17 protein-coding genes and 1 tRNA gene are annotated in these 23735 nt (G+C 49.2%); 8 read left to right on the forward strand and 10 right to left on the reverse strand.

Annotated features, from left to right (window positions below):
• Positions 1-42: 42 nt before the first annotated feature.
• The gene (locus T496_RS0103725; RefSeq protein WP_044110561.1) at positions 43-2979 is read right to left on the reverse strand and encodes a glycosyl hydrolase 115 family protein; all 2937 of its coding nucleotides are present in this window, start codon (positions 2977-2979) and stop codon (positions 43-45) included.
• 136 nt (positions 2980-3115) lie between these two features.
• Here T496_RS0103725 and rmuC point away from each other — a divergent pair, with 136 nt between their 5' ends.
• Together rmuC and T496_RS0103735 are read left to right on the forward strand one after the other, a co-directional pair.
• Positions 3116-4522: a DNA recombination protein RmuC gene (rmuC, locus tag T496_RS0103730; RefSeq protein WP_027449559.1), complete on the forward strand. Its 1407-nt coding sequence runs from the start codon at positions 3116-3118 to the stop codon at positions 4520-4522.
• A 63-nt stretch (positions 4523-4585) separates the two neighbouring features.
• Positions 4586-5911 (forward strand): MATE family efflux transporter, encoded by a 1326-nt coding sequence (locus tag T496_RS0103735; protein WP_044110614.1) that lies wholly within the window; start codon positions 4586-4588, stop codon positions 5909-5911.
• Positions 5912-6285: 374 nt separating this feature from the next.
• Here T496_RS0103735 and rsmA read toward each other — a convergent pair whose 3' ends face one another.
• The 4 genes from rsmA to T496_RS0103755 form a co-directional block, all read right to left on the reverse strand.
• Positions 6286-7083, reverse strand: a complete 798-nt coding sequence (gene rsmA, locus T496_RS0103740; RefSeq protein ID WP_027449561.1) for a 16S rRNA (adenine(1518)-N(6)/adenine(1519)-N(6))-dimethyltransferase RsmA — start codon at positions 7081-7083, stop codon at positions 6286-6288.
• A 183-nt stretch (positions 7084-7266) separates the two neighbouring features.
• Positions 7267-7767, reverse strand: coding sequence for a hypothetical protein (locus T496_RS0103745; protein ID WP_155808634.1), 501 nt, complete (start codon positions 7765-7767; stop codon positions 7267-7269).
• A 173-nt stretch (positions 7768-7940) separates the two neighbouring features.
• Positions 7941-10658 (reverse strand): leucine-rich repeat domain-containing protein, encoded by a 2718-nt coding sequence (locus T496_RS0103750; RefSeq protein ID WP_027449563.1) that lies wholly within the window; start codon positions 10656-10658, stop codon positions 7941-7943.
• A 29-nt stretch (positions 10659-10687) separates the two neighbouring features.
• The gene (locus tag T496_RS0103755) at positions 10688-11197 is read right to left on the reverse strand and encodes a hypothetical protein (protein ID WP_155808635.1); all 510 of its coding nucleotides are present in this window, start codon (positions 11195-11197) and stop codon (positions 10688-10690) included.
• A 213-nt stretch (positions 11198-11410) separates the two neighbouring features.
• Here T496_RS0103755 and T496_RS13390 point away from each other — a divergent pair, with 213 nt between their 5' ends.
• From T496_RS13390 to dacB, 5 genes are all read left to right on the forward strand, one after another.
• Positions 11411-12550, forward strand: coding sequence for a helix-turn-helix transcriptional regulator (locus T496_RS13390; RefSeq protein ID WP_197018923.1), 1140 nt, complete (start codon positions 11411-11413; stop codon positions 12548-12550).
• Between the two features lie 227 nt (positions 12551-12777).
• The gene (locus T496_RS13395) at positions 12778-13833 is read left to right on the forward strand and encodes a lysylphosphatidylglycerol synthase transmembrane domain-containing protein (protein ID WP_081783531.1); all 1056 of its coding nucleotides are present in this window, start codon (positions 12778-12780) and stop codon (positions 13831-13833) included.
• 27 nt (positions 13834-13860) lie between these two features.
• On the forward strand, positions 13861-14256 hold the full coding sequence (locus tag T496_RS13400; RefSeq protein ID WP_044110564.1) for a four helix bundle protein: 396 nt from the start codon (positions 13861-13863) through the stop codon (positions 14254-14256).
• A 180-nt stretch (positions 14257-14436) separates the two neighbouring features.
• The gene (locus tag T496_RS0103775) at positions 14437-15897 is read left to right on the forward strand and encodes an aminoacyl-histidine dipeptidase (protein WP_027449565.1); all 1461 of its coding nucleotides are present in this window, start codon (positions 14437-14439) and stop codon (positions 15895-15897) included.
• Between the two features lie 10 nt (positions 15898-15907).
• Entirely contained in the window at positions 15908-17134 is a 1227-nt protein-coding gene (dacB, locus tag T496_RS13405; protein ID WP_081783532.1) for a D-alanyl-D-alanine carboxypeptidase/D-alanyl-D-alanine endopeptidase, read from the forward strand.
• An 85-nt stretch (positions 17135-17219) separates the two neighbouring features.
• On the opposite strand, the gene T496_RS0103785 is transcribed toward dacB, so the two are convergent.
• From T496_RS0103785 to rsfS, 4 genes are all read right to left on the reverse strand, one after another.
• Positions 17220-17813, reverse strand: a complete 594-nt coding sequence (locus tag T496_RS0103785) for an outer membrane beta-barrel protein (protein ID WP_027449566.1) — start codon at positions 17811-17813, stop codon at positions 17220-17222.
• 91 nt (positions 17814-17904) lie between these two features.
• Entirely contained in the window at positions 17905-18750 is an 846-nt protein-coding gene (locus T496_RS0103790) for a phosphatidate cytidylyltransferase (RefSeq protein WP_027449567.1), read from the reverse strand.
• Between the two features lie 12 nt (positions 18751-18762).
• Complete coding sequence (gene ftsH / locus T496_RS0103795) at positions 18763-20799, reverse strand: ATP-dependent zinc metalloprotease FtsH (protein WP_027449568.1); 2037 nt, start codon at positions 20797-20799, stop codon at positions 18763-18765.
• Positions 20800-20806: 7 nt separating this feature from the next.
• Entirely contained in the window at positions 20807-21166 is a 360-nt protein-coding gene (gene rsfS, locus T496_RS0103800; RefSeq protein WP_027449569.1) for a ribosome silencing factor, read from the reverse strand.
• A 183-nt stretch (positions 21167-21349) separates the two neighbouring features.
• Here rsfS and T496_RS0103805 point away from each other — a divergent pair.
• Positions 21350-21420: transfer RNA gene (locus T496_RS0103805), tRNA-Gln, on the forward strand.
• 471 nt (positions 21421-21891) lie between these two features.
• Here T496_RS0103805 and T496_RS0103810 read toward each other — a convergent pair.
• On the reverse strand, positions 21892-23679 hold the full coding sequence (locus T496_RS0103810; protein WP_027449570.1) for a DUF349 domain-containing protein: 1788 nt from the start codon (positions 23677-23679) through the stop codon (positions 21892-21894).
• Positions 23680-23735: the final 56 nt, after the last annotated feature.

Here is a 23735-nt window from a genome sequence, read left to right on the forward strand (position 1 = left end):
AACCACACGGATTACAGCTGCTTATGATATGGAGCGACGACACTACTTAACAGCCGATGGTCCCATATAGGAACGCTTCAGGCCACCAAGGTCGATGACAATTTTCTGGAGCATGGTGCCAGGATCCTGACAGACGATGCGCAAGGTGTGACGTCCAGGGGTCTTGACATAGAGCGTACACTTGTTGATGCGGGCATTGCGCTGCACGCTCTCGTACCACTGCTGAGCGTACTCCCACGAGTTGGTGGCGGGATGCATCTGCACGCCATCATCGATGCGCACGCCATACTGTGTCTCGATGTTAGTGCGCTCATGTCCGGCAAAACCGCGGTCCACACTGGTGGTAAACGTCGGCATCACGTAGGTATAGACATCCACCATGCCCTGTTCCCAGGTGTAGAAATCGTACTCCAGGAAGGGTGCATTGGTAGAACGGCTGTTCTGACGTGGCTGTGTAGGATCGCCCATCATGATGATAGTGTCTTCACAACCCAGGTTAGGCACTTCAATCATCTTCACCTGCTGGTTCTCCTTCTTGCGTGCATAGCCCGCAGCAGGTATCACGATGACGCCATTATCCTCTACATAAAGACTCTTGAGATCATCGACAGAAGGCGAAGCAGGATTAAACGCACTCACGATGACGGTCTGCTCGCTACCTTCATCATCGCGGAACGTAACAAGGCCCGTTTCCTCTGCGCTCTGAGGCACCTTAGTCCAATCTACAGAAACCATGATGCGCTGCTGCAGGTCGGTAGTACCAGCAGTCATGCTGAGACAGATCCACTCCTTGCTGGCTGTGGCAGTCCAGTGCAACTGTCCCTTTCCCTGGTTATACACCTCAATATAATAAGAACGGTTGGGCTGATATTTTGAGAAGACAGGTAACGACTGCATGGTGCGTGGACCGCGAGTGCCATATTCGCCCTCTGCCAGAACGCCCAACGTGGGTCGGTCGGCCAGTTCGGCATCGCGCAGTTCGGGCATATTGTAGTAAGAAGCCGTGACACCCTGAACCATACTCATGATGTGATTCCACTTGCCATTTTCCAATGCGTTGTAGTTCTGGGTGATGACCTGCAGAGAGTCGTAGCAGTTTTTCACCTCTGCCTTCACGCTGGCTGTAGCCGCACGATGCTGAAGGGCGTACCAACGGTTCTTCTGTGCGCCAATAGCCATGCGGTTCATCAGTTCACAACCTTTCACTGGGTAATAGACAGCCTCGTAGAAACAACTGCGCTTCTCGGCTGGCATCTTGGCCAACAGCTCTTCGGCGATGTCTGCAATACGCATATAGTCAGCAAGGCGCTGCTCAGCCTCACGATAGTTGGTGAGCGAGAACTCGGTGTCGGTGGTCTGCTCTACGGCACGATCGTCGGTAGCCCACTCTTGTCCCCACCCCATGCCTTCTGGACGGCGCTGGAAGGCCAGTCGATAGAACGTGCGGAAGATGTCGTGATAGGCCTCCTTATAGTCATCGCCCAGCAGTTGGCAGGTCCACTCAGTGCGATAGTCGGCACAGCGCTGATAGTCGAAAGCATCGATGTCGTAGGCCATAGCCAGGAAGAGGTCGGTGGCAAATTCGCACGACTTGATATCGCCGGCATTCAACAGCCAGATGCGGTCGGCCGTGAGGTCGTAGGCCTTCTTCAGTTCCTCGTACATGTGGCAAGGCGACTGCGTGTTCATCCACAGATGGTCGTGGGGGCGCCCCAGATAAGACGCATGGTAGTACACACCACTGCGGCCCGAGCGTTTCTGTTCGTCGGGACTCGACAGGCGTTTCATATAACCATAGTTATCATCGGGCCAGATGATTGTCACATCATCGGGCAACTGCAGTCCTTTGTCGTAAACATCCAGCACCTCTTTATAGGGGGTAAAAGCCTGTGGAATAGTCTCTTCGGCCTGTCCTGTAGCCTCAGCCACCATTCGGCGCTGGGCCGCCAAGGCTGCCTGCATGGTGTTCTTGCGCTCTATCATGTCATCGCCACCGCTCATGGCCACATCATGCAAGCCACGCAGCGCCAGCGTATAGACATTCTCGAATGGTGCCAGCACCTGTGCACGGGCATTCAGCACACTATCCACACCACGACGATTGTTGTTATAATCCCATGCACCATACTTGCCACGGTCCCACTCACTGGCCGTGTTGAGCAACAGCGGTTCGCAGTGGCTGGAACCCATGACGATGGCAAACGTATCGGCCACCAGCCTGTTTTCAGGCAGGCGATGAAAAGCCAGAGAGGCCTCGTGCATGGCAGGACAAAGGTAGTTGGCATTCAGGCGCAGCAGCAGTTCGCAAACGGCAGCATAGGTGCGGGGTCCGATATTGCCAAGATTCTTTTCATAGTTATGACGCGCCCATTTTAACAAGCCCCAGTCCTCATCATTGATAAACACGCCACGATAGCGCACACTAGGAGTACGCGAAGTGAAAGGCTTCACCTGCAACAGACATGTGCTGCGCTTTGTTGTTGGCGCATCTAGCCACCAACGCCAAGGACTGACACCAATAGCCCTACTGATAGACAGTACGCCATAGGCCGTACCACGACGATCGCTGCCCACCACCACTAAGGCTTTCTTCACACCTTTTACCGGCGATTTGAGCATAGCCACATGATAGCGCTCCCAGGCACCGGTAAGCCCTGTGGTATCTATTCGTCCGGCCTTGACCAACTGATCAATCGTACGACTATGCCCCAGAGTACCAGCTATGATGGCATAGTCGGCCCCAGCCGTTCCCTGCTGTACCTTCAGCGATGTGCCTGTCACGCAAGCCACATCCTCGGCCAGCATCCTGGCACTGCGTTCCACGACCAAGGCATCATTGTTATCATAACAAATCACGGCCTTTTCTTTTCCTTTGACTAAGGGGAAACACTCTCCCTTCTTCCCAGCCAATCTCACTTGGGCTGGAGCTTGGAGAAGGAAACCTCCAAGCGCTACTACTAACAAGCTTTTCTTAAACACTATTACTTAAATACTTTTAGTTTGGTTTTCAGCCTGCAAAGGTAATATTAAGAAATCGAAAAAGCAAAAATAGTTAGTGATAATTTGAATATTATTCGTATCTTTGCACCAAGTTAAGAAATAAGGGATTAAGGTTATGGAAATATACCTAATTATAGCTGTGGTCTTTTGCGGACTGATGGGCGTAGCGGGTTACATCATGGGTAATCGCGGCAAAGAGGCCTATCAGCAAACCATCACCACACTGACTGCTGAACGCGACGTACAGAAAGCTAATGCCGAGAACGCCAACCGACAACTGGAGGCGCTGAAGGCGGAGCAGGAGAAAGCGCTAGGCGGACTGAAGGTGGAGCACGAAAAGGCCATCAGCGCGATGAAGGAAGAACACGAGAAGAGCCTGAAAAGACAACAGGAGGCCTTCGAACAACAGATAGCTGCCCTGAAGCAGATGAACCAGGAACAGGTGAAATCGCAACTGGACCTGATCAAGGAACAGATGCAGACCACCTCGGAACGTGTGCTGAAGTCGCGACAGGAGGAACTGGGAGCGCAGAACCAGGAGCAGGTGTCAAAGATCATTGACCCTCTGCAGAAGAGTCTGAAGGACATGCAAGAGGCCCTGAGCCGCAGCAAGGAGCAGCAGGCCGAGGCGCTGACCCGACTGGACGAAAGCATCAAGCTGAACCTGCAGAAGAGCATGGCTATCGGCGAGACTGCCGACCGCCTGACACGTGCTTTGACTGGCGAGGTGAAGGTGCAAGGCAACTTTGGCGAGCTAAAGCTGAAGCAACTGCTGGAAGACCTGGAACTGAAAGAGGGTGAACAGTTTGATACGCAAGAGACACTGAAAGACAAGGATGGACGCAGCGCCAAGGGTGATGATGGTCGCGGACTGATACCCGACTTCATCCTGCACTTCCCCAACAACCGTCATGTGGTGGTTGACTCGAAGATGTCGCTCACCGACTACGAACGCTACATGAATGCCGAAGACGGCTCACCCGAAAAGAGCCAGTACCTAAAGGCGCACATTGACAGCGTGAGGGCACAGGTGAAACGACTGGCCAAGAAAGAATACACCAAATATCTGCCCAGTGGCTACAACCGCCTGAACTTCGCCATCATGTATGTGCCCATCGAGGGCGCTCTGAACCTGGCGCTGCTGAACGATGCCACATTGTGGCGCGAGGCCTACGACCAAGGCGTCATGATACTGGGCCCGCAAACTATGTATATGAACCTTCGTGTGCTGGAGATGATGTGGACACAGGTGCGCCAACTGAAGAACCAGCAGACCATGATGGATGCTGCCAATACGGTGATAGACCGCGTTCAGGACTTTGGCATTCGCTTTATGGATGTGGAGTCGAGCATGAACGACACCATCAAGAAGATTAGCAAGCTGAAGATAACCACTGCCGAAAGTGGACCCAGCATCATCACAGCTGCCAGAAACCTGTTGAAGGCTGGAGCTATGGAAAACAAGAAGAAAAAGTCACTGACAGAAATGGACGACTCGCTGTTTATTGAAAACAACGAATAAACGAAAAAAAATACGATTTTGAAAAGCAAGGACCTCTTAGCTTATATTCGCGAAGGCCGCACCATGACACAACAGGAGAAGTTGCGCCTCATTGTGCAGTTGTCTATCCCCTCTATCCTGGCGCAGATTTCCGCCACCGTCATGTTCATCATCGACGCTGCCATGGTGGGACATCTGGGTGCTCGTGCTACAGCAGCCATCGGTCTGGTAGAGACCACCACCTGGTTGCTAGGTGGTATCTCGTCGGCTGTGTCGATGGGCTTTTCCGTTCAGGTGGCCCACTTCATTGGTGCCAACGACTTTGAGAGTGCCCGTAGGGTGTTGCGCCAATCGTTGGTATGCGCTTTTTCCTGGAGCGTATGTCTCTCCCTGATATGCGTTGCCATCCACAGCTACCTGCCCTATTGGCTGGGCGGAAGCGAAGAGATAGCGCACGATGCCTCCATGTACTTCATGCTCATTGGCGTGTTTGGCATCTTCTTCCAGATGGAAGGCCTGGCTGGTTCGATGTTGAAATGTTCGGGCAACATGAAGATTCCTTCCATTCTAAACATCACCATGTGCGTGATGGACGTGGTCTTCAACTACCTATTTATATATATACTGCAATTGGGCGTCATGGGTGCAGCACTTGGCACCGGCATGGCCATGCTGATAACTGCCGTGCTGATGCTCTATTTCCTATTGGTGCGTAGCGACATGCTTCGGCTGAAAGGAAATCCCGGCACCTTCAAACCCAATGGCGACACCATTAGAACTGCTATTAAGATTGGTGCCCCCATGGGACTGCAACACCTGTTGATGGGTGGCGCACAGATTGTGAGCACTATCATCGTTGCCCCCTTAGGCACTATCGCCATTGCTGCCAACTCACTGGCCATCACCGTAGAGAGTCTTTGCTACATGCCAGGGTATGGCATTGCCGAGGCCGCCACCACACTGGTCGGTCAAGGCATTGGCGCCGGACAGCGCGTGCTGACCCGCTCATTTGCCAATCTGTCTGTCATGATGGGCATCGGTGTGATGACCGTGATGGGCGTCATGATGTGGATTTTCTCTCCCGAACTGATGGGCATCCTCTCACCTGTCGAGGAAATCATCAACGAAGGAACACGTGCCCTGCGCATCGAGGCGTGGGCAGAACCAATGTTTGCAGCAGCCATCGTGTGCAATGGTGTGTTTATAGGCGCTGGCGATACCTTAAAGCCTGCCATCATGAGTCTCTGCTCTATGTGGGGCGTCCGCCTGACACTGGCATGGTGGTTGGCACGCGACTATGGTTTGCGAGGCTTCTGGACAGCCATGGCCATCGAACTGACCTTCCGTGGCAGCATCTTCCTGGCCCGCATGCGATATGGCAAATGGAACACCAAGAAGCTGACTCGCTAGAAATCATAAAAGAGAAGTGCAGCCTTCGGGTCACTACCCTGAGGCTGCACTTCACAGATATTAATAACTAAAAACCTTTTCTAACTTGTTACCCTTTCTTACAATCTTTCTATTTACCTTTACTAATACCTTCTTGAAAACCTTACTAACAATCTATTTACTAACCTTAATCAAACTAAACTACTGAATTTCTTTTTTCTTTGCTTTCTCTACGCCTTTCACAAGGCCCCTGATTAATCTTTTTTACCTTAACTAATTACCTTATTGAAGATCTCTTTGTTTTCTTTTGACGATGCAAAGGTAGGCATTATTCCAATATGTTGTATCAAAAATAATGCGATAAAAAGAAAAAAAGGGCTTCTTATTGACACAAATCAAGCATTTGTGTTCGCACACAATGCTTTTTCCACCAAATTAGTCAATTCCACAAACTGTGAAATGGTTAACTGTTCGGGGCGCAAAGTTGCAAACTCAGATGCGTTAATGATAGACATATCTGGCAACATCTGCTTCAGCGAAACGCGCAGCATCTTACGACGCTGGTTGAACGATGTCTTTACCACACGCTTAAACAAGTTCTCGTCGCATCCCAATCGTTGCACCTTATTGCGTGTCATACGGATTACGGCACTTTGCACTTTGGGAGGCGGATTGAACACACCGGGTTCTACGGTGAAGAGGTATTCTACATCGTACCAAGCCTGAATCAGTACCGAAAGAATGCCATACTGCTTATTGCCAGGCTCTGAAGCAATGCGCAATGCCACCTCTCGCTGTATCATACCAGTACAACAGGGGATGAGATCGCGGTTGTCTATCATCTTAAAGAATATCTGCGATGAGATATCGTAGGGATAGTTGCCCGTCAGCACAAACTGGTTGCCGCCAAACACCTCTCGCAAGTCCATACGAAGGAAGTCCTCGCCAAGGATGTTCTCGCGCAACTTGGGGAAATGCTCGTTCAAATATTCCACCGATTCGCGGTCTATCTCCACCACTTTAAAGGGACGTGGCTTCTCTACCAGGTACTGCGTCATGACGCCCATACCCGGGCCAACTTCCAAAACGGGAATATCAGGACAAGCATCTACCGTGTCGGCGATGCGCTTAGCTATCGAGAGGTCAGTTAGGAAATGCTGACCAAGATTCTTTTTGGGTCTTACTTGCTTCATTTGTATGCAAAGATAGTGCAAATTGAGCGAAAAACCAAATGTTTTTGAGTTTTTCCGAAATGCAGCCTATCTTCGAGCGCAGCTCAGAGATAGTGCAAATTGAGTGAAAATCCAAATGAAAACAAAAAAACTCTCATGCACCGTGTTGGTACATGAGAGTGTATTGTTACTCTTGATAAGAGACTATTTGCTAAATTTTTCTTCCAACAGCTGTACAAGAACTCTCCTAGCATCCTGAGGAGTATCACAACGTACCATCTCCATCACGTCGCTATTGCCCTCTTCCAGATAACGTCTGATTTTGAGCGAATTTCCATTGAGGCTCAGAATATCTGCCTTCATCTGTTGTTCCTCGCCCTCGTATCCATCAAGTGTCATAACTATAGTACCTTTAGACAATACCCAAGTCATATCATAGCCTTCTTCCTCTATTTGCCAGTTATTCTTCGACTTAGCCTTGTATTGATCAAACATACAATAGCCATTAGGCTCAAAGTTGATAGAGAATACGTTAATCTTCGTGTCGTTGTTCTCATCAATACCGTACCAACAGCCAATGATTTGATCGGCAGTGATAGATGCATTGCCGCCACCTTCTTCGTCATCATCGTCACAAGCAACGAAAGCCATTGAACCAAATACCATGCAGAGCATGAGACCCATTAAATAGAAATACTTCTTCATAATGATTAAATTGATTAAGTTAATAAAAATAAATTTAAGTTTTGTAGTGCAAATATAAGCAGAAGAAAGGAAATGGCAAAATAAAAAAGGAACTTTTTTCAACTTTTCCTCAAAAAAGCGGGTTTTCACGCTTTTTTGCATGAAAACCCACCCAAAACATTTAATCCATCTTATCATTTCACTATAACCTTTTCCATTCTACCGTCAGCACGACGAACAATGTTCAAGCCCTGTTGAACACCGCCGAGACGACGACCATCAGCAGAGAAGGCCTCCTGAACTGCGGCAGCTGACTGCTGCTGAACACTGATGCCATTCACCTGGATAGGTGCTACCTGCATACTATAGATGAATATGCTGTTCTCTGCTTTCTGTTCTGGAACCATGCGTTTCACATAGCGACGGGCATTGGGACCCTGTGAGAATTCCTCCTCGTCGTAGCCATTGATAGCCTCACCTACAGAGTAAATATATAAATAGGTGGAAGCATCGATGTCGTAATTGACAGTAATCTCACCCTTGTTGGCCTGTTTGAAGAGCTCTGCGGCATTAGCGCCAACCTTCACAGCCAACTGACGGTCACCTGTAGTCTTGGTGGTAACAGTTACCTTGCCATTACCAGCAGCCAACTCTACTACTAGACCATTGAAGTTATTGGCAAGAGCAGCAGACAGGTCGGATGCTTGAGCAATGTTCTCCATAGCCAAATCGGTGATGACAGACTGCAGCACGATGGCTTGTTCATCAGCATCGAAGTGGTCACCGCTCAAAGTATCGAGTGTCACATAGATGTTATCAATAACCGCATTAGTAAGGTCGGTCTCCTCTGTTACCTCAGCAAAGGTTGTCGTAGTAGCCTCAACCACGGGTTCTACCTTTTCTACAGTAATAGGCTCTTCCTCGATGATGTTCTTAAAGAGGCTCCAAACGGCATCTGCCTGATACTTAGCCTTTGTTCCTGCAGGCACATAAAGTTTGGTATTCTCGAACATATCCTCATTGAACGCATAGACATCATTCTCCTCATCTTTCCAATTCTTCACCTGCTCCTTCTTGGCAATGCCGGCAGGTTCCGTAATCTCAGAAATGATACTTCCCACCTGAACCGGCATTCCGGTGAACGGATTTTGGAAAGCGTCAACCTCAATAGATTTCAGATCCTTGGGCAAAGTGATACTCTTCAGCTGAACACCTTGGATGGCAGAGCTAGCAATCACTTTTGTTGAAGCAGGAATGGTAGAGATGTCACAACCGTAAACCAGAGTATCGCCTACTGTAGTCATAATGACATTACAATTGTCGCGAGAATCATAGCGCGGGTTATTCTTGGAAACAGCAATACGCTTCAGAGTGCTTGAAGAAGGATTACCCCACTCTAAGTCCATGCGACCTACGCCATTAAGACACTGAGAGTCAAACTCCTTGATACCTCCAGGCAGAGTGAAACTCTCCAATGGATTGAAAGCGAGAGCGTTAACACGCATTTCCTCCAAACCATCAGGCAGTTCAACGCGTGAGAGTTGCAGGTTGCGAGCAATAGCTGCCGCATCAAGCAGTTTCACGTTTGAAGGCAATATCAACTCCTTCACGTTAGGGCAACCAAACCAGCAGTAACCTCCGATAGAGTCGAGCTGGCATCCCTCGGCAAATTCGAACTCATCAATTTGAGAATAGCGGAAAGCCGTCCAGTCAATATAGCGTACAGTGCTTGGAATCACCATCTTACCCTTCAGCGAAGAATTATCGGCGAAACAGTTAGAACCGATATACTTCAATCCTTCCGGCAGATCGATATGCTCCAACGAGCCTGTCGACATGAAGGCCTGCTGCATAAGACTATCAATGGTATTGGGCAGGTAGATATTGGTGAGTTCCATATCGCTGTCAAAAGCCCATCCGTCAACACCTGTGACAGTATAGGTTCCCCAATCCGTATGCGTTACAGTCTGTGGCACGCGAATCGTCTCACGGTCGTAGTTGCCATGATAAATCCATCCACCATTCAGCACGGGTACGCCTGTGAGGAAGACACTTCCTGGACGATGAACCTTATAGTAGAGCCAGATACCATCATCGTTCTTCACACGGAAATCTACCCAATCCAAATAGTCAAGATTTTCATAGACCGTCTTACCAAACATATCATAATCGGAAACCTCCATCATCGTTGGGAAGTCTTTCCACACGTCGGCAGCCTGGAAGCGATTAGTAAAGGTCTCAGGAATCTCGAGAATCACATTGGTCTTGTCGAAGCCAAGCGAAGAAGCGTCCATACATACTGGCGGACGACGGCGAGCAACCTTTACATTCATCATAGCATCGCAACCATTGAACATATTAACTTCGAGTGTATCAACATTGCCCAGACGAATATGTTCCTGTTTCTTCATACCAGCAAAAGCGCCAGCCTTGTCCTGATAGATGCGGCCAGACAGTTCCATCGTGGCCAGATTCGTTGCGCCTGCGAAGCTGCTAAGTCCCTGTGCGTTATCTGTAAGATGTACATAGCCACCAATAACTAGGCGGGTAAGGGCGGTACACCCCTCAAAGACATCCTTTCCAATGGTTGTGACACCACTTGGAATTGAGACCGACGTCAGATTTGTACAATTATAGAAAGCCTTATCGCCAATAGCGCTCAAGAAGAAATAGGTATCGTACTCATCTTCCTCGTTTACTTTGAAATAGAAGTAATCGGGCAAGGCTATACTTCCGGAATATTCTGGTGAAACCAAGTTTCCGGAACCGTCAGTTGGGCATATCAGTGTAGCTTGCTTGGTATCAGGATCAAGTTCGTAGTAGAATCCCTGATATTCTTTCTGAAAAGCCCAAGCTGTGCTACTGGCCATCAAGGCCAGTAGCGACAGAATGGATCTATTGAACGTTTTCATAGGTGTCAATAAATTAAGATTCGATATTATTATTTCTTATAGAAGGGACCTTCCTCATTCCAACCCTGTCGGCCGCCGCCTGCGTCATAATAACGTTTGATGAACATGCCAACATTACCCTCTTCAGGATACATAATCTCACACTCATCAATCTCTGGATCTTCCATTGTATCTTCAAAAGTCTCACCATGTTCTTTCATGATGCGAGTAGTCCAGGTGATAGTCAGCTTCAGACCGTCCAGGACAAAAGTGCCCTTTTCTATGTCCTCGAATACCTGATCGTCCCAGCTATCGCGATTATAATGGGTGCAGGTTCCATTAGCATTGAAAATATATCCAGCTGCATGGTGTCCCTCTTCATGCTGGGGCATATCAGGCTCACCCCAAATCCACTCACCAATCAGACGGTTGCCGGCATACTTTCCTTCTGTAATCACACCTGTACCATTGTCATCATCATCATCGCCACAAGCCACAAAAGCCATCGATCCAATAATCATGCAAAACATGATACTCATTAGGTAGAAATACTTCTTCACAATCTTACTATTTTAGAATTAAACATAAATAAAGATTTTCTACTGCAAAGTCAAAAACATTTAATCAATATCACTATAACGTATTCGCAGAACGTTTTCCCATATTCAAAGAGATACAATTCATAATCTCAAAAATACATTGCATTTCACATTTTTCCCGATAAAGACATTGTTTCTTCATTCATTTTATCTAACTTTGCATGTATGAAAGCTATGATATTCACAATTATGCCAATGTTCGTTTGCCTCTTCTGGAGTTTCATGCTGGCATTCGAACTTCACCGTGACGGCAAGAACCGTACGCGTCTGCACTTGCTTGCCTTCATGCTGACAGCAACGGTGCTCTACATGGGTCATTGTGTATTCTTCAACCACAAAACGTCAATCATACCTCTGACAAACACATTGTATTGTGCCAGCAATCTGGCTGTTTACCCCTTGTACTATTTATATATCTGTTCGCTAACCACCAGAAGGAATCATCACAGATTTCGCTATATCATGATAATCCCGGCTATCTTGGCTTTCTTTGGCGTGGGATTACTATATATATTAATGTCGCCCGAGGAAACCGCACAGTTTATAGACATCTATCTATACCAGGGCATGCACGAAGGACTCACAGGCTTAGCCATCCAACAAGGCGTCCTACACGACATTTGCAAAGGCATGTTCGGCTTATTACTCATCCCTGTTTTATTGTTGGGGCGCAACCACCTGAAGCAATACGAGAAACAAGTAGCGGAAGCCTATGCCGATGTGGAAGACAAATCGCTGGGCATCATTCATGCCATGCTGATAGCTTTCGTCGTGACATCTGTCTTCTCATTTGTGTTCAACATCATTGGCAGACACCACTTCAACGAGTCTATCTGGCTGCTTGCCATCCCTTCTACCCTTTTCTCCGTCCTGCTTTTTGTGATAGGCTACGTGGGGATACATCAGAATTTCAGTGTGGAGGATATTGAGAAAGACGAAGAGGAAGCCGACGAGACCGTATCGGAGCTACCTGCCATCAAAGAGTTACGCGGTCGTATTGAACAACTGATGGAGCAGGAGCTGCTGTATCGCCAGCCCAACCTGAAGATTGCCGATGTCGTATCGCGTTTAGGCACCAACCGCAACTATATCTATATTGCCATCAATCGTGAGATGGGCATGTCATTCAATGAGTATATCAACCGCATGCGCATTGATTATGCAACGATGCTCATCAGTCAACATCCCACCAAGTTGCTGACCGAGATTTCAGAGGAATCTGGCTTCACCAGCACTACATCGTTCTACAGAAACTTCAAACTATACAAAGGCGTTGGTCCGCGCGAATATCAAAAAATGCAGAACCATCAATAGAAAATCATCGTTTTTCTTTTTGCATTTCGCTCATTTATTCGTTTAACTTTGGATAAACCGAAGTTACTTACATTCGGAAATGAAAAAGAAAATGCGGTTTTCTTTTTGCATTTCGCTCATTTATTCGTAACTCTGACTGTGTCTTAGTTACTAGCATTCGGAAATGAAAAAGAAAATGCGGTTTTCTTTTTGCATTTCGCTCATTTATTCGTAACTTTGCGAAATCTATGAAGTACGTTCAAGCCATCGCAAAAATCATACTACCACTCCTTCTGGGTGGCGCCATTCTTTATTGGATGTACCGCGGCTTTGATTTTCAAGGTATTAAGCAAGTGGTGCTCCACGAAATGAACTGGACCTGGATGCTGCTTTCCTTTCCTTTTGGCATACTGGCACAGGCCTTTCGTGGCTGGCGCTGGCGTCAGACGCTTGAGCCAATGGGCGAGAAAACAAGAAATTCGGTTGTTGTCAACACGATATTCACAAGCTACGCCGTCTCGCTGCTCATCCCGCGTGTGGGCGAGTTCACCCGCTGTGGACTGTTGAAGCGCTGGGAGGGAGTGTCGTTTGCGAAAGCACTTGGCACCGTGGTTACCGAGCGTGCCGTTGACACGCTGATGGTGCTACTCTACTCCGGTCTCATTCTGCTTTTCGAGATGAGCGTCTTTGGCTCTTTCTTCAAAAAGACAGGCACGTCGCTCGACCATATACTGACCAGTTTCTCACTGACAGGATGGCTCGTGACAGGCATCTGCGGCATAGCCGTCATGCTGTTGCTTCACATGCTGCTGCGCCGCCTATCTATATATAATAAGGTAAAGATGACATTGCACAGTATATGGGAAGGCGTGCTGTCACTGAAGGACATTAAGAACCTTCCACTCTATTTGCTCTTCTCCGTTGGCATCTGGGTGATGTACTTCCTGCATTTCTACCTGACATTCTTCTGTTTCGACTTCACCAAGGCATTGGGCATTGGCTGCGCACTGGTATGTTTCGTGGTGGGCAACTTTGCCGTCATCGTTCCCACACCCAACGGAGCCGGTCCTTGGCATTTTGCCGTTAAGACCATGTTGATTCTCTATGGCGTGGCCGACGAGCGTGCCCTGTATTTCGTGCTTATCGTACACACCGTACAGACCCTGTTAGTCATCCTCTTGGGCGTATGGGCTTCAATTAGACTCTCGTTTGTATCGAGAAACGGGAATGGGTCTCTAGAAAGGGACGAGGTACGAGGTGCAAGGGACGAGGTACGAGGTGCGAGGTACGAGGTACGAGAATAGTTTTACTTACAATGATTTAAGCGTAATATGAATGATTTTTATTATCGCAATGTCGATGCATACAAACTGGCCAAGGAACTAACCAAACTGACATATAGTTTATTATTTCAGTTTCCTGAATACGAAAGATATGCCCTTTGCGATCAAATAAGAAGAGCTGCCATTTCTATTCCTTCAAACATAGCAGAAGGACTTGGACGTTTTGCAATAAGAGAGAGAATACATTTCTTGGACATTGCCTACGGATCCCTCACTGAATTAGTCTGTCAAATGGAGATAGCACACGATAATAATTATATATCCGATTCAGATTTCAACAAGATTGACACACTTGCATCAAGAGTATCAATGACAATCTGGGGATTAAAGAAATCGCTAACAGAGAAATTAAAAGTACAAGACAACATTAATAACCAAGAGTAAGAGTTACAACGGGAAAAGGTATTCTCGTACCTCGCACCTCGTACCTCGCACCTCGAATAAAAGTACAAGACAACATTAATAACCAAGAGTAAGAGTTACAACGGGAAAAGGTATTCTCGTACCTCGCACCTCGTACCTCGCACCTCGTACCTCGCACCTCGAATAAAAAATCAAAACACTATGAATGAAATTCAGAACCTAAACCCCACGTGCATCTGGAAGAACTTCTATGCACTAACACAAGTACCACGTCCTAGCGGACATTTGGAAAAGATTCAGCAGTTCCTGCTTGACTTCGGCAAACAGGCTGGTGTAGAAACGTTCAAGGATCCCGCCGGCAATATCGTATTCCGCAAACCAGCTACCGCTGGCTACGAGAATAAGAAGGGCATCATCCTGCAGGCACACATGGACATGGTGCCACAGAAGACTCCCGAATCTACACATAACTTCGAGACCGACCCCATCCAGCCATGGATTGACGGTGAATGGGTGAAAGCCAAGGGCACCACACTGGGTGCAGACAATGGTCTTGGCGTGGCTGCCATCATGGCCATCATGGAAGACAAGACCCTGAAGCATGGTCCTATCGACGCCCTGGTGACTGCCGATGAGGAAACTGGCATGTATGGAGCTAACGACCTGCCCGAGGGCGAGCTGCAGGGCGACATTCTGCTGAACCTCGACTCAGAGCATTGGGGCAAGTTTGTCATCGGATCGGCTGGTGGTATCGACATCACAGCCACGCTCGACTATAAAGAGGTGGACACCGATGCCGAGGATGCAGCCGTACGTCTGACGGTGAAGAACCTGCGTGGCGGACACTCTGGTCTGGAGATCCATGAAGGCAGAGGCAACGCCAACAAGTTGATGGTGCAGATGGTTCGCGAGGCTATCGAAGAGCTGGACGCACGTCTGGCTTGCTGGCAGGGTGGCAACATGCGCAATGCCATTCCATTCAAGGCTGAGACCATCCTCACACTGCCTAAAGAGAATGTTGAAGCCATCAAGGAACTGGCCAACGATTGGAAAGAGACCTTCAACGACGAATACAAGCTCATCGAGCCACAGGGCATCGAGGTGCTGGTGGAAGAGGTTGAGACACCAAAGACAGAGATTCCCGTAGAGATTCAAGACAACCTCATCGATGCCATCTATGCTTGTCATGACGGCGTGGTTCGTTTTATCCCTGCCTACCCCAACGTGGTTGAGACATCGAGCAACCTGGCTATCATCAACATTGGTGGCGGACATGCCGACATCAAGATTCTGGCACGTAGCAGTCGTGAGGATATGAAAGACTATGTGGTGAAGACACTGGAGAGCTGCTTCTCGATGGCAGGCATGAAGGTAGAGACAGCCGGTTCGTATGGCGGTTGGGATCCCAATCCTGACTCAGAGATTCTGCACCTGTTGCTGAAGGAGTACAAGGAACTGTTTGGCGCCGATGGCATCATTCAGGTGGACCACGCTGGTCTGGAGTGCTCTGTCATCCTGGGCAAATACCCCTGGCTGGATGTTGTCAGCCTCGGCCCCACAATGAAGTCGCCCCACACCACCACCGAGCGTGCGCTGATTGAGACCGTTGAACCATTCTGGAAACTCCTGAAGAAGACTCTTGAGGACGTACCCGAGAAATAAATAACGCCCCATGAAGAAGCTGTTATTTTCACTCCTACTGTCTGTGCCTGCACTCCTGTCGGCACAGACAGTTTCTTTATCCAAAGAGCGCATGGACACGCTCCTTATGGACAAGATGTTCAACACGTCGAGTGTTGGACTGATGGTTTGGGACCTAACGGCCGATACACTGGTATACCGCTTCAACGAGCGACAACTGATGCGCCCTGCCTCCACCATGAAACTGCTCACGGCCATTGCGGCCTGCGATCAGCTGGGGCCTACGTATCAGTTCACCACGCGTTTTCTTTATACAGGAAAGATAGAGAACCGCCGACTAAAAGGCGACATCTACTGCGTGGGCGGCATGGACCCCATGTTTTCCGATACTGACATTGAGGCTGCCGTGAAAGCCTTAAAAGAGCTGGGTATAGATACCTTCGAAGGTAACATCTTTGCCGACCTCTCGGCCAAAGACGAGCTTAAATGGGGCGAAGGATGGTGCTGGGACGACGACAACCCATCGCTCTCGCCTCTGTTGGTGGAGCGCAACGAGGCTTTCACCGACCACCTTGTCGAGGCGCTGCTCGACGATAGTGTGGCGTTTGTCAACGTGGGGGTGGGCCACTGGTCGTGTCCCGAGGATGCGATCCCCTTCTGCACACGCACTCACAGCATCAATGCCGTGATGAAGAAAATGATGAAAGACAGCGACAACCTGTACGCCGAGTCCATGTTCTACCAGTTGGCAATGGCCGATGGCAATCGTCCTGCCAATGCCGATGAGGCCAAAGACTGTCAGCGCAGGGTGATGCGAAAAGCCGGTCTGAACCCCGACAACTACCGTTTGGCCGACGGCAGCGGCCTGTCGCTCTATAACTACCTGTCGGCAGAGGCGGAAGTGAAGTTGCTGCGCTATGTGTGGAACAACAAGCCGGTGTACAACCAACTGTTGCCATCGCTGCCCATCGCTGGCGTGGATGGCACGCTGAAGAACCGCATGAAGGAGACAACCGCCGAGGGTAATGTGATGGCAAAGACGGGTACCGTCACGGGCATCTCAGCATTGGCGGGCTACTGCACGGCACCCAATGGCAACCGTCTCTGTTTTGCCATCATCAACCAGGGCGTCATGCGTGCCACCACCGGTCGCGACTTCCAAGATCGTGTGTGCGAGCTGCTGACCAGCGGTGAACTGCCTAAGGCAAAGGTTCAGCCAAAGCCTGCAGCCAAGAAAAAGACCAAACGCAGAAGGTAGATGATTGCTTTCAAAATACGAAAGAGGGGCATCGCTTTACGAAGTGAATGCCCCTCTTTTTGAAATATCTAAAGTATCAACTTTCTTAGAAATTCACACCAATGTTGATAAAGAAGTTACCAGTGTGAGCACCGTCATCTGTAGGATTATCCTTGGCGATATCCATCACACCAAACTGATAACCAAGCTCGGCATAGAGCTTATTGTACTCAGCACCACAACCCAGCTTGAAACCCATATCAGAGTGCTTCACCCAGTTGTATGAACTACGCTTGCCCTCCAAGGTCTTATACTTACCACCAATACCATAAGAGAAGTAAGGACCGATATAAGGCAGGATAGCAATATCGTCGGTAGCCTGAATGCCATACTTAATCAGTACAGGAATCTCGAGGTAGTTCAAGTTGAAGTCCTTGGCACCACGTGCAGAGTAGTACAAGCCACTCTCAACGAAGATAGGTGTGGTATCGCTGACGCGCAGACCGATAACACCACCCAGGGTCATGCCTGCCTTTGAATCCAGATCCAGAAGATCACCAGTGATGGTTGACACATTCAGACCCATACGGAGACCGTAATATACTGTGCTCTCGTTCAAAGAGAAACCGCCACTACCCATCTGAGCAAACGAAGGTGCTGCGAAAAGCACTGCTACAATAGCTGCAAAAAACTTTTTCATAATACTTTTTATTAGTTAATGTTTAATGTTATTAACTGCAAAGTAACACATTTTTTTTAATATATGCAAGCGTTTTCCTTAAAAAGTGTTTTTATTTTAACAGCGTCAATGTGAAAAGATAGACTACAGCCGCAGGAATGGCAAGAAGTGAGGAGTCGAAACGATCCAACATTCCGCCATGTCCGGGCAGCACGTTGCCACTATCCTTTATGCCCAGCGTGCGCTTGAAAAGGCTCTCTACCAGGTCGCCCCACGTACCAAAGACCGCCACCGTGATGCCCAGTCCGGCCCAGTGCAGCGCATTCATCTTCGACTCACCGGGGAAATACATCTCCAGCAGATACCATATCAGCACGGCTACGCCTACCACCAAGATGCCGCCACCGATGCTTCCCTCCCAGCTCTTGCCGGGAGAAACGCGAGGGAACAACTTATGGCGCCCCAGCAGCGAACCGCAGAGATAAGCGCCCGAGTCGTTCATCCACAGGAAAACGAACACACTGAGTGGCAATACAAAAGAATAGGCACCTGCCTGTGGGAATGCCAACACGTTGAGCATGGAGAAAGGCAGAGCGATATACATCTGTGGCAACATGGTGTAAGCCCAGTTGTTGATGGGGTCTTTTGCTTTCAGATAGAGTTCGGCCACCATCAGGTAGATGATGGTGATGAGATAAGGGATGAAGACCGTATCGCTATCCACCCTGCCACTGCAGTGACCTGCCATGGCCAGAAACAGATAGACACCAGCCACGGTAGAGATGAAACGGTTCACCTGCACATCCTCGCGCTCGTTCACCAATCCACAGAACTCCCAGATGGTCATGCCTGTCACCAGAGCAAACAGGAACACCATGGCCAGCGGGTTCAAAAAGCTAATCACAATGGCAGCAACAAAAATGACGCCAGTGATCGTTCTCACAATAAAGTTCTTCATAGTCTTCTATTTTTAAGCATTCTCAGAATCTTTCACGTCTTCTGAGTTCTCAGCATTCTGCTTTGCCTCGAGCTGCTTGGTGCGCTCGGCAGCCATCTTCTCGGCCTCCTCGCGCATCTGTGCCTCCAGAAGTTCGTCGGCACGCGAGGTCCAAGGACGCTTGCCAAAGATATTCTCCACATCCTCGGCAAAGATCACCTCACGCTCAACCAGCAGCTGTGCCAGACGTGCATGTCCATCGGCATGTTCGGTCAGTATCTTCTTGGCACGCTCATATTGCTCGTTGACCATCTTCAGCACCTCGTCGTCTATGATCTTGGCTGTGGTCTCGCTGTAAGGACGCTGGAACTGATATTCTGCATTGTTATAGTAGCAGAGGTTGGGCAACTTCTCGCTCATACCGGCATAGGCCACCATGCCATAGGCCTGCTTGGTGGTGCGCTCCAGGTCGTTCATGGCGCCTGTAGAGATATGGCCCACGAAGAGTTCTTCGGCAGCACGTCCGCCCAGCAGCGAGCACATCTCGTCGAGCATGGCCTCTTTGGTCTGCAGCACGCGCTCCTCGGGCAGATACCAAGCAGCACCCAGCGCCTGTCCACGAGGCACGATGCTCACCTTCACCAAGGGGTTGGCAAATTCCGTGAACCAAGAGATCGTGGCATGACCAGCCTCATGAATGGCTATAGAGCGCTTCTCGGCTTGGGTCATCACCTTGGTCTTCTTCTCCAGTCCGCCGATGATGCGGTCCACGGCATCCAGGAAGTCCTGTTTGCCCACGTTCAGGCTGTTATGGCGAGCAGCGATCAGGGCTGCCTCATTACATACGTTGGCGATGTCGGCACCAGAGAAGCCGGGAGTCTGACGGGCCAGGAAGTCAACATCTACGGTGTTGTCGAGCTTCAGCGGTTTCAGGTGAACCATAAAGATCTCCTTACGCTCGCTGAGGTCTGGCAGGTCCACATGTATCTGACGGTCGAAACGTCCAGCACGCAACAAGGCCGAGTCGAGCATGTCCACACGGTTGGTAGCAGCCAGGATGATGACACCACTGTTGGTGCCAAAGCCGTCCATCTCGGTGAGCAGAGCATTCAGTGTGTTCTCACGTTCGTCATTGCCCCCCATGGCTGGGTTCTTACTGCGGGCACGTCCCACAGCATCGATCTCGTCGATGAAGATGATGCAAGGCGACTTAGCCTTAGCCTGCTGGAACAGGTCGCGCACACGACTGGCACCCACGCCCACAAACATCTCTACGAAGTCGCTACCCGACATCGAGAAGAAAGGTACGCCAGCTTCGCCAGCCACAGCTTTGGCCAGCAAGGTCTTACCTGTTCCTGGAGGGCCTACGAGCAGTGCGCCCTTGGGAATCTTACCTCCCAGGTCGGTATATTTCTGTGGGTTCTTCAGAAACTCTACAATCTCCTGTATCTCCTGCTTGGCGCCGGCCTGACCAGCCACATCCTTGAACGTGATGCCCAGTTCGCCACCCTTCTCATACATCTTGGCCTTCGACTTGCCAACCGAGAAGATGCCGCCACCCATCGAACCGCCACCGCCGCGATTCATGAAGCGCAGGAAAATCAGCCATGCACCGATAAACAGGATGATGGGGAGCATCATGCTGATCAAGTTGCCCAGGAAACCGCCATCGCTATCACGCTCGTAGCTGAGACGACCGGTGAATGCGTGGTGAGCACGGGCACTGTCCACAAACTGCTCCAGGCGGTCGATGCTACCAAACTCAACATTCAGATAGGGGTCGGTGCCCACCTGGTCGGCCGTCTTGTTAAGAACCGAGCGGATGCTGTCGGGCTTCACATACATCTTCAGCGTGTTGTGGCTCTTGTTGACCACAATACGTGATGCATTGCCCTGGTTCACCAGTGTCTTGAACTCAGAATATGACACTTCGCTAATGGCGCTCTGTTGCTGAGCCAAGCCCTGTTCGCCAGTGAAATAAAAGAAAAACAATGCCGCAATAGCCACCAGATAAATCCAGTTCATATTGAACTTTGGCATTTTCGGCTGATTATTAGTATTCTGTTCCATATGATGTTTAGTCCAAATCAGGTATAGCTGTCAGAGGTGCGTCTGCCCAAAGGTGCTCCAGGTCATAATAAGCACGCACATCGGGCAAGAACACATGCACCAGCACGTCTGTATAGTCCATGGCCACCCACTGAGCATTCTCAAGACCCACCACGTGAGCAGGCTTTTCGCCCAGCTCCTTGCGAGCCATATCGCCTATTGACTCGGCAATCGCCTCTACCTGCGCAGGCGAGTTACCCTGACAAATAATAAAGTTCTTACATATCGTGCCGTCAATGCCGCTCAAATCAGCAATCACGATACCACTTCCTTTTTTCTCTTGTATTCCTTCAACAATAGTCTGAACCAGTTTTGATGTTTGTTCCATTTATAATATTAATAATGTGAAATTACTATGCAAAGGTAGCGCTTTTATCCGTAAAACGCATATAAAAACATTTTTTTTGATGATTTTTATAAAAAAGTGCCCAAAAGTTTTGGTAGTTCACAAAAAAGTCGTACCTTTGCACCCGCAAAACAGAACAAGAGAGTTCTACAGCAAACAACATTTTGGGGTATGGTGTAATGGTAACACTGCAGATTCTGGTCCTGCCTTTCCTGGTTCGAGTCCGGGTACCCCAACTTAAAAATCCGCTAGGTCACTGAAAAGTACTTAGCGGATTTTTCTTTTATCCAATTACGCCCTCGTCGTCCTTTTCATAAATCCTGAATACGAGAAAGCCCACATAAAACAAGTCTTTTTCCCACGCTATAGTGGCGCATTACCAACAGAAAAGCGTTACTTTGGTAATTCACGACTTAAGTCGAAAGATCTCACGACTTAAGTCAACAGATCTCACGACTTAAGTCAACAGATCTCACGACTGGAGTCAAAAGATCTCACGACTTAAGTCGTAAGACACAAAAGTGCCACTATTAGCATATAATAGCGACACTATTAGCATATAACAGCAGCACTATTAGCATATAATAGCGGCACTATTGACTTATAAAAAGAACTGAAACAACAAACAAAAAGGGCCCTCTGACTGCCAAGTTGTTTGCTTGACAAGCCAAAGGGCCCTATCTGTAATCCGGGAAAACTACCCGACTTTATTCTTTATTCTCGGCATCGATAGCCTTGATCTTATCTTTTACCAGCTGCATATCGTCCTTGAGCTTCTGCACCTTGCGGTTCATCTCGTCAATGAGCGAGTTGCCCTTCTTTGAGCTGACGCTGAGGAAGCCCAGGTTGTTCTCGTAGGTAGCGATATCCTGCTTCAGGCTTTCGTACTGACGCATCAGGCGAGCACGCTCGCTGTCGAGTGCAGCCTCGCCACGCTCGGCCACCTGCTTGAGGTTGTCCTTGAACTTATTGAGGCGCTTCTTGGCCACAGACACGTTGAGCTCCTTATACAGCTTGTCGAGCACAGCGTGATATTCCTCGTAGAGCTTGTCCTTCTCTTTATAGGGAACATGACCGATGGCATTGTATTCTTCAACAAGCTTCTGAACCTTTGACTGCAGGTCTTCGCCAGCCTCTTCGGCAGCAGCCTTCAGGCGTGCAATGACATCCTGCTTCTTCTCCAGGTTCTGATGCTCCTCGCTGCGCTGACCAGCGCCAGCAGCATTGCGAGCCTCGAAGAACTTGTTGCAGGCTGCCAGGAACTCTTCCCACAGCTGGTCGCCCAACTTCTTAGGCACCATACCGATGGTCTTCCACTCCTTCTGCAGGGCAATCAGCTTATCGCTGGTAGAGCGCCACTCGGTGCTATCCTGCAGAGCCTTAGCCTTCTCGATGAGTGCACGCTTCTTGTCGGCATTTTCCTTGAAAGCATCCTTGAGGGCTTTGAAGTGCTCGGCCTTAGCTGCGAAGAACGCATCGCAGGCGGCACGGAAGCGCTCGAAGATCTTCACGTTCATCTTCTGAGGAGCAAAACCGATGCTCTTCCACTCCTGCTGGATGGCGATGATCTCCTGAGTCAGGCGTTCCCAATCTGCACTACCCTTCTTCTCTTCGGCAACGATGGCCTCCACCTTCTCGCAAAGCACGGTCTTCTTCTGCAGGTTCTCCTCCTCGCGGGCACGGATATCCTCGAAATGCTGCTGATGGCGCTTGTTGATAACAGTAGAAGCAGCCTTGAAGCGCTGCCAGATTTCCTCGCGCAGCTCCTTGGCCACGGGACCAGTCTCACGGAACTCCTGATGGAGCTTCTGCAACTGATGGAAAGCGCTAATCACGTCTTCCTCATCGGCCAGCTTCTCTGCTGCCTCGCAGAGGTGCGTCTTCAGCTCCAGGTTTTTCTTGAAATCGTACTCGCGGGCTTCGCTGTTCAGCTTCAGCAGGTCGTAGAACTGCTCTACGTAGAGCTGATAGCTGCGCCACAACTCGTTGGCCTTATCGGCAGGCACGCTCTTGATTTCCTTCCACTCTGCCTGCAGAGCTTTGAAGTCCTGGTATGATTTATTGGCTTCCTCGGGCGAGGTCACCATATTCTTTATCTTTTCAATGATTTCGAGTTTCTTCTTCAGATTCTCCTCCTTTTCAGCTTCCTGCTGACGGAACTGTTCGGCACGACGCTCTTTGATGACGCCCATCTCGGCCTTGAACACCTCCTCGAGTTCATCGGGGGTCACTTGATAGGTGGCAGGATCGCCTCCAGCATCAACATATGCTTTCTGCTGGGCATCACGCTCGGCAATGTGAAGTTTGTAGAACACGGTCTTCAGGTATTCCACCTCATCCTTTTGAGGAACCTCTTCGCCATGGGCAATTTCTTTTACCCTGTCGAGTACTTCCTTCTTAGAGGTATAGACCTTACGCTCTTCAACTGCGGCTTCTTGAGCCATTACTTCTTCCTGTGTCCCCTGTTCGAGGATGTTTTCTTGAGAGTCCATCATTTAACTTTTTAGTTACTGATTCGATTAGTACACACAAAATTAGGCCTCAAAATTAC

This window comes from Xylanibacter brevis P6B11, from assembly GCF_000621825.1.
Classification (GTDB): domain Bacteria; phylum Bacteroidota; class Bacteroidia; order Bacteroidales; family Bacteroidaceae; genus Prevotella; species Prevotella brevis.

Bases quoted from the DNA above. Each gene is read 5' to 3' on its own strand.
- rmuC (WP_027449559.1), top strand. From the start codon at position 3,116: ATGGAAATATACCTAATTATAGCTGTGGTCTTTTGCGGACTGATGGGC.
- T496_RS0103735 (WP_044110614.1), top strand. From the start codon at position 4,586: ATGACACAACAGGAGAAGTTGCGCCTCATTGTGCAGTTGTCTATCCCC.
- rsmA (WP_027449561.1), bottom strand. From the start codon at position 7,083: ATGAAGCAAGTAAGACCCAAAAAGAATCTTGGTCAGCATTTCCTAACT.
- T496_RS0103745 (WP_155808634.1), bottom strand. From the start codon at position 7,767: ATGAAGAAGTATTTCTATTTAATGGGTCTCATGCTCTGCATGGTATTT.
- T496_RS0103750 (WP_027449563.1), bottom strand. From the start codon at position 10,658: ATGAAAACGTTCAATAGATCCATTCTGTCGCTACTGGCCTTGATGGCC.
- T496_RS13390 (WP_197018923.1), top strand. From the start codon at position 11,411: ATGATATTCACAATTATGCCAATGTTCGTTTGCCTCTTCTGGAGTTTC.
- T496_RS13395 (WP_081783531.1), top strand. From the start codon at position 12,778: ATGAAGTACGTTCAAGCCATCGCAAAAATCATACTACCACTCCTTCTG.
- T496_RS13400 (WP_044110564.1), top strand. From the start codon at position 13,861: ATGAATGATTTTTATTATCGCAATGTCGATGCATACAAACTGGCCAAG.
- T496_RS0103775 (WP_027449565.1), top strand. From the start codon at position 14,437: ATGAATGAAATTCAGAACCTAAACCCCACGTGCATCTGGAAGAACTTC.
- dacB (WP_081783532.1), top strand. From the start codon at position 15,908: ATGAAGAAGCTGTTATTTTCACTCCTACTGTCTGTGCCTGCACTCCTG.
- T496_RS0103785 (WP_027449566.1), bottom strand. From the start codon at position 17,813: ATGAAAAAGTTTTTTGCAGCTATTGTAGCAGTGCTTTTCGCAGCACCT.
- T496_RS0103790 (WP_027449567.1), bottom strand. From the start codon at position 18,750: ATGAAGAACTTTATTGTGAGAACGATCACTGGCGTCATTTTTGTTGCT.
- ftsH (WP_027449568.1), bottom strand. From the start codon at position 20,799: ATGGAACAGAATACTAATAATCAGCCGAAAATGCCAAAGTTCAATATG.
- rsfS (WP_027449569.1), bottom strand. From the start codon at position 21,166: ATGGAACAAACATCAAAACTGGTTCAGACTATTGTTGAAGGAATACAA.
- T496_RS0103810 (WP_027449570.1), bottom strand. From the start codon at position 23,679: ATGATGGACTCTCAAGAAAACATCCTCGAACAGGGGACACAGGAAGAA.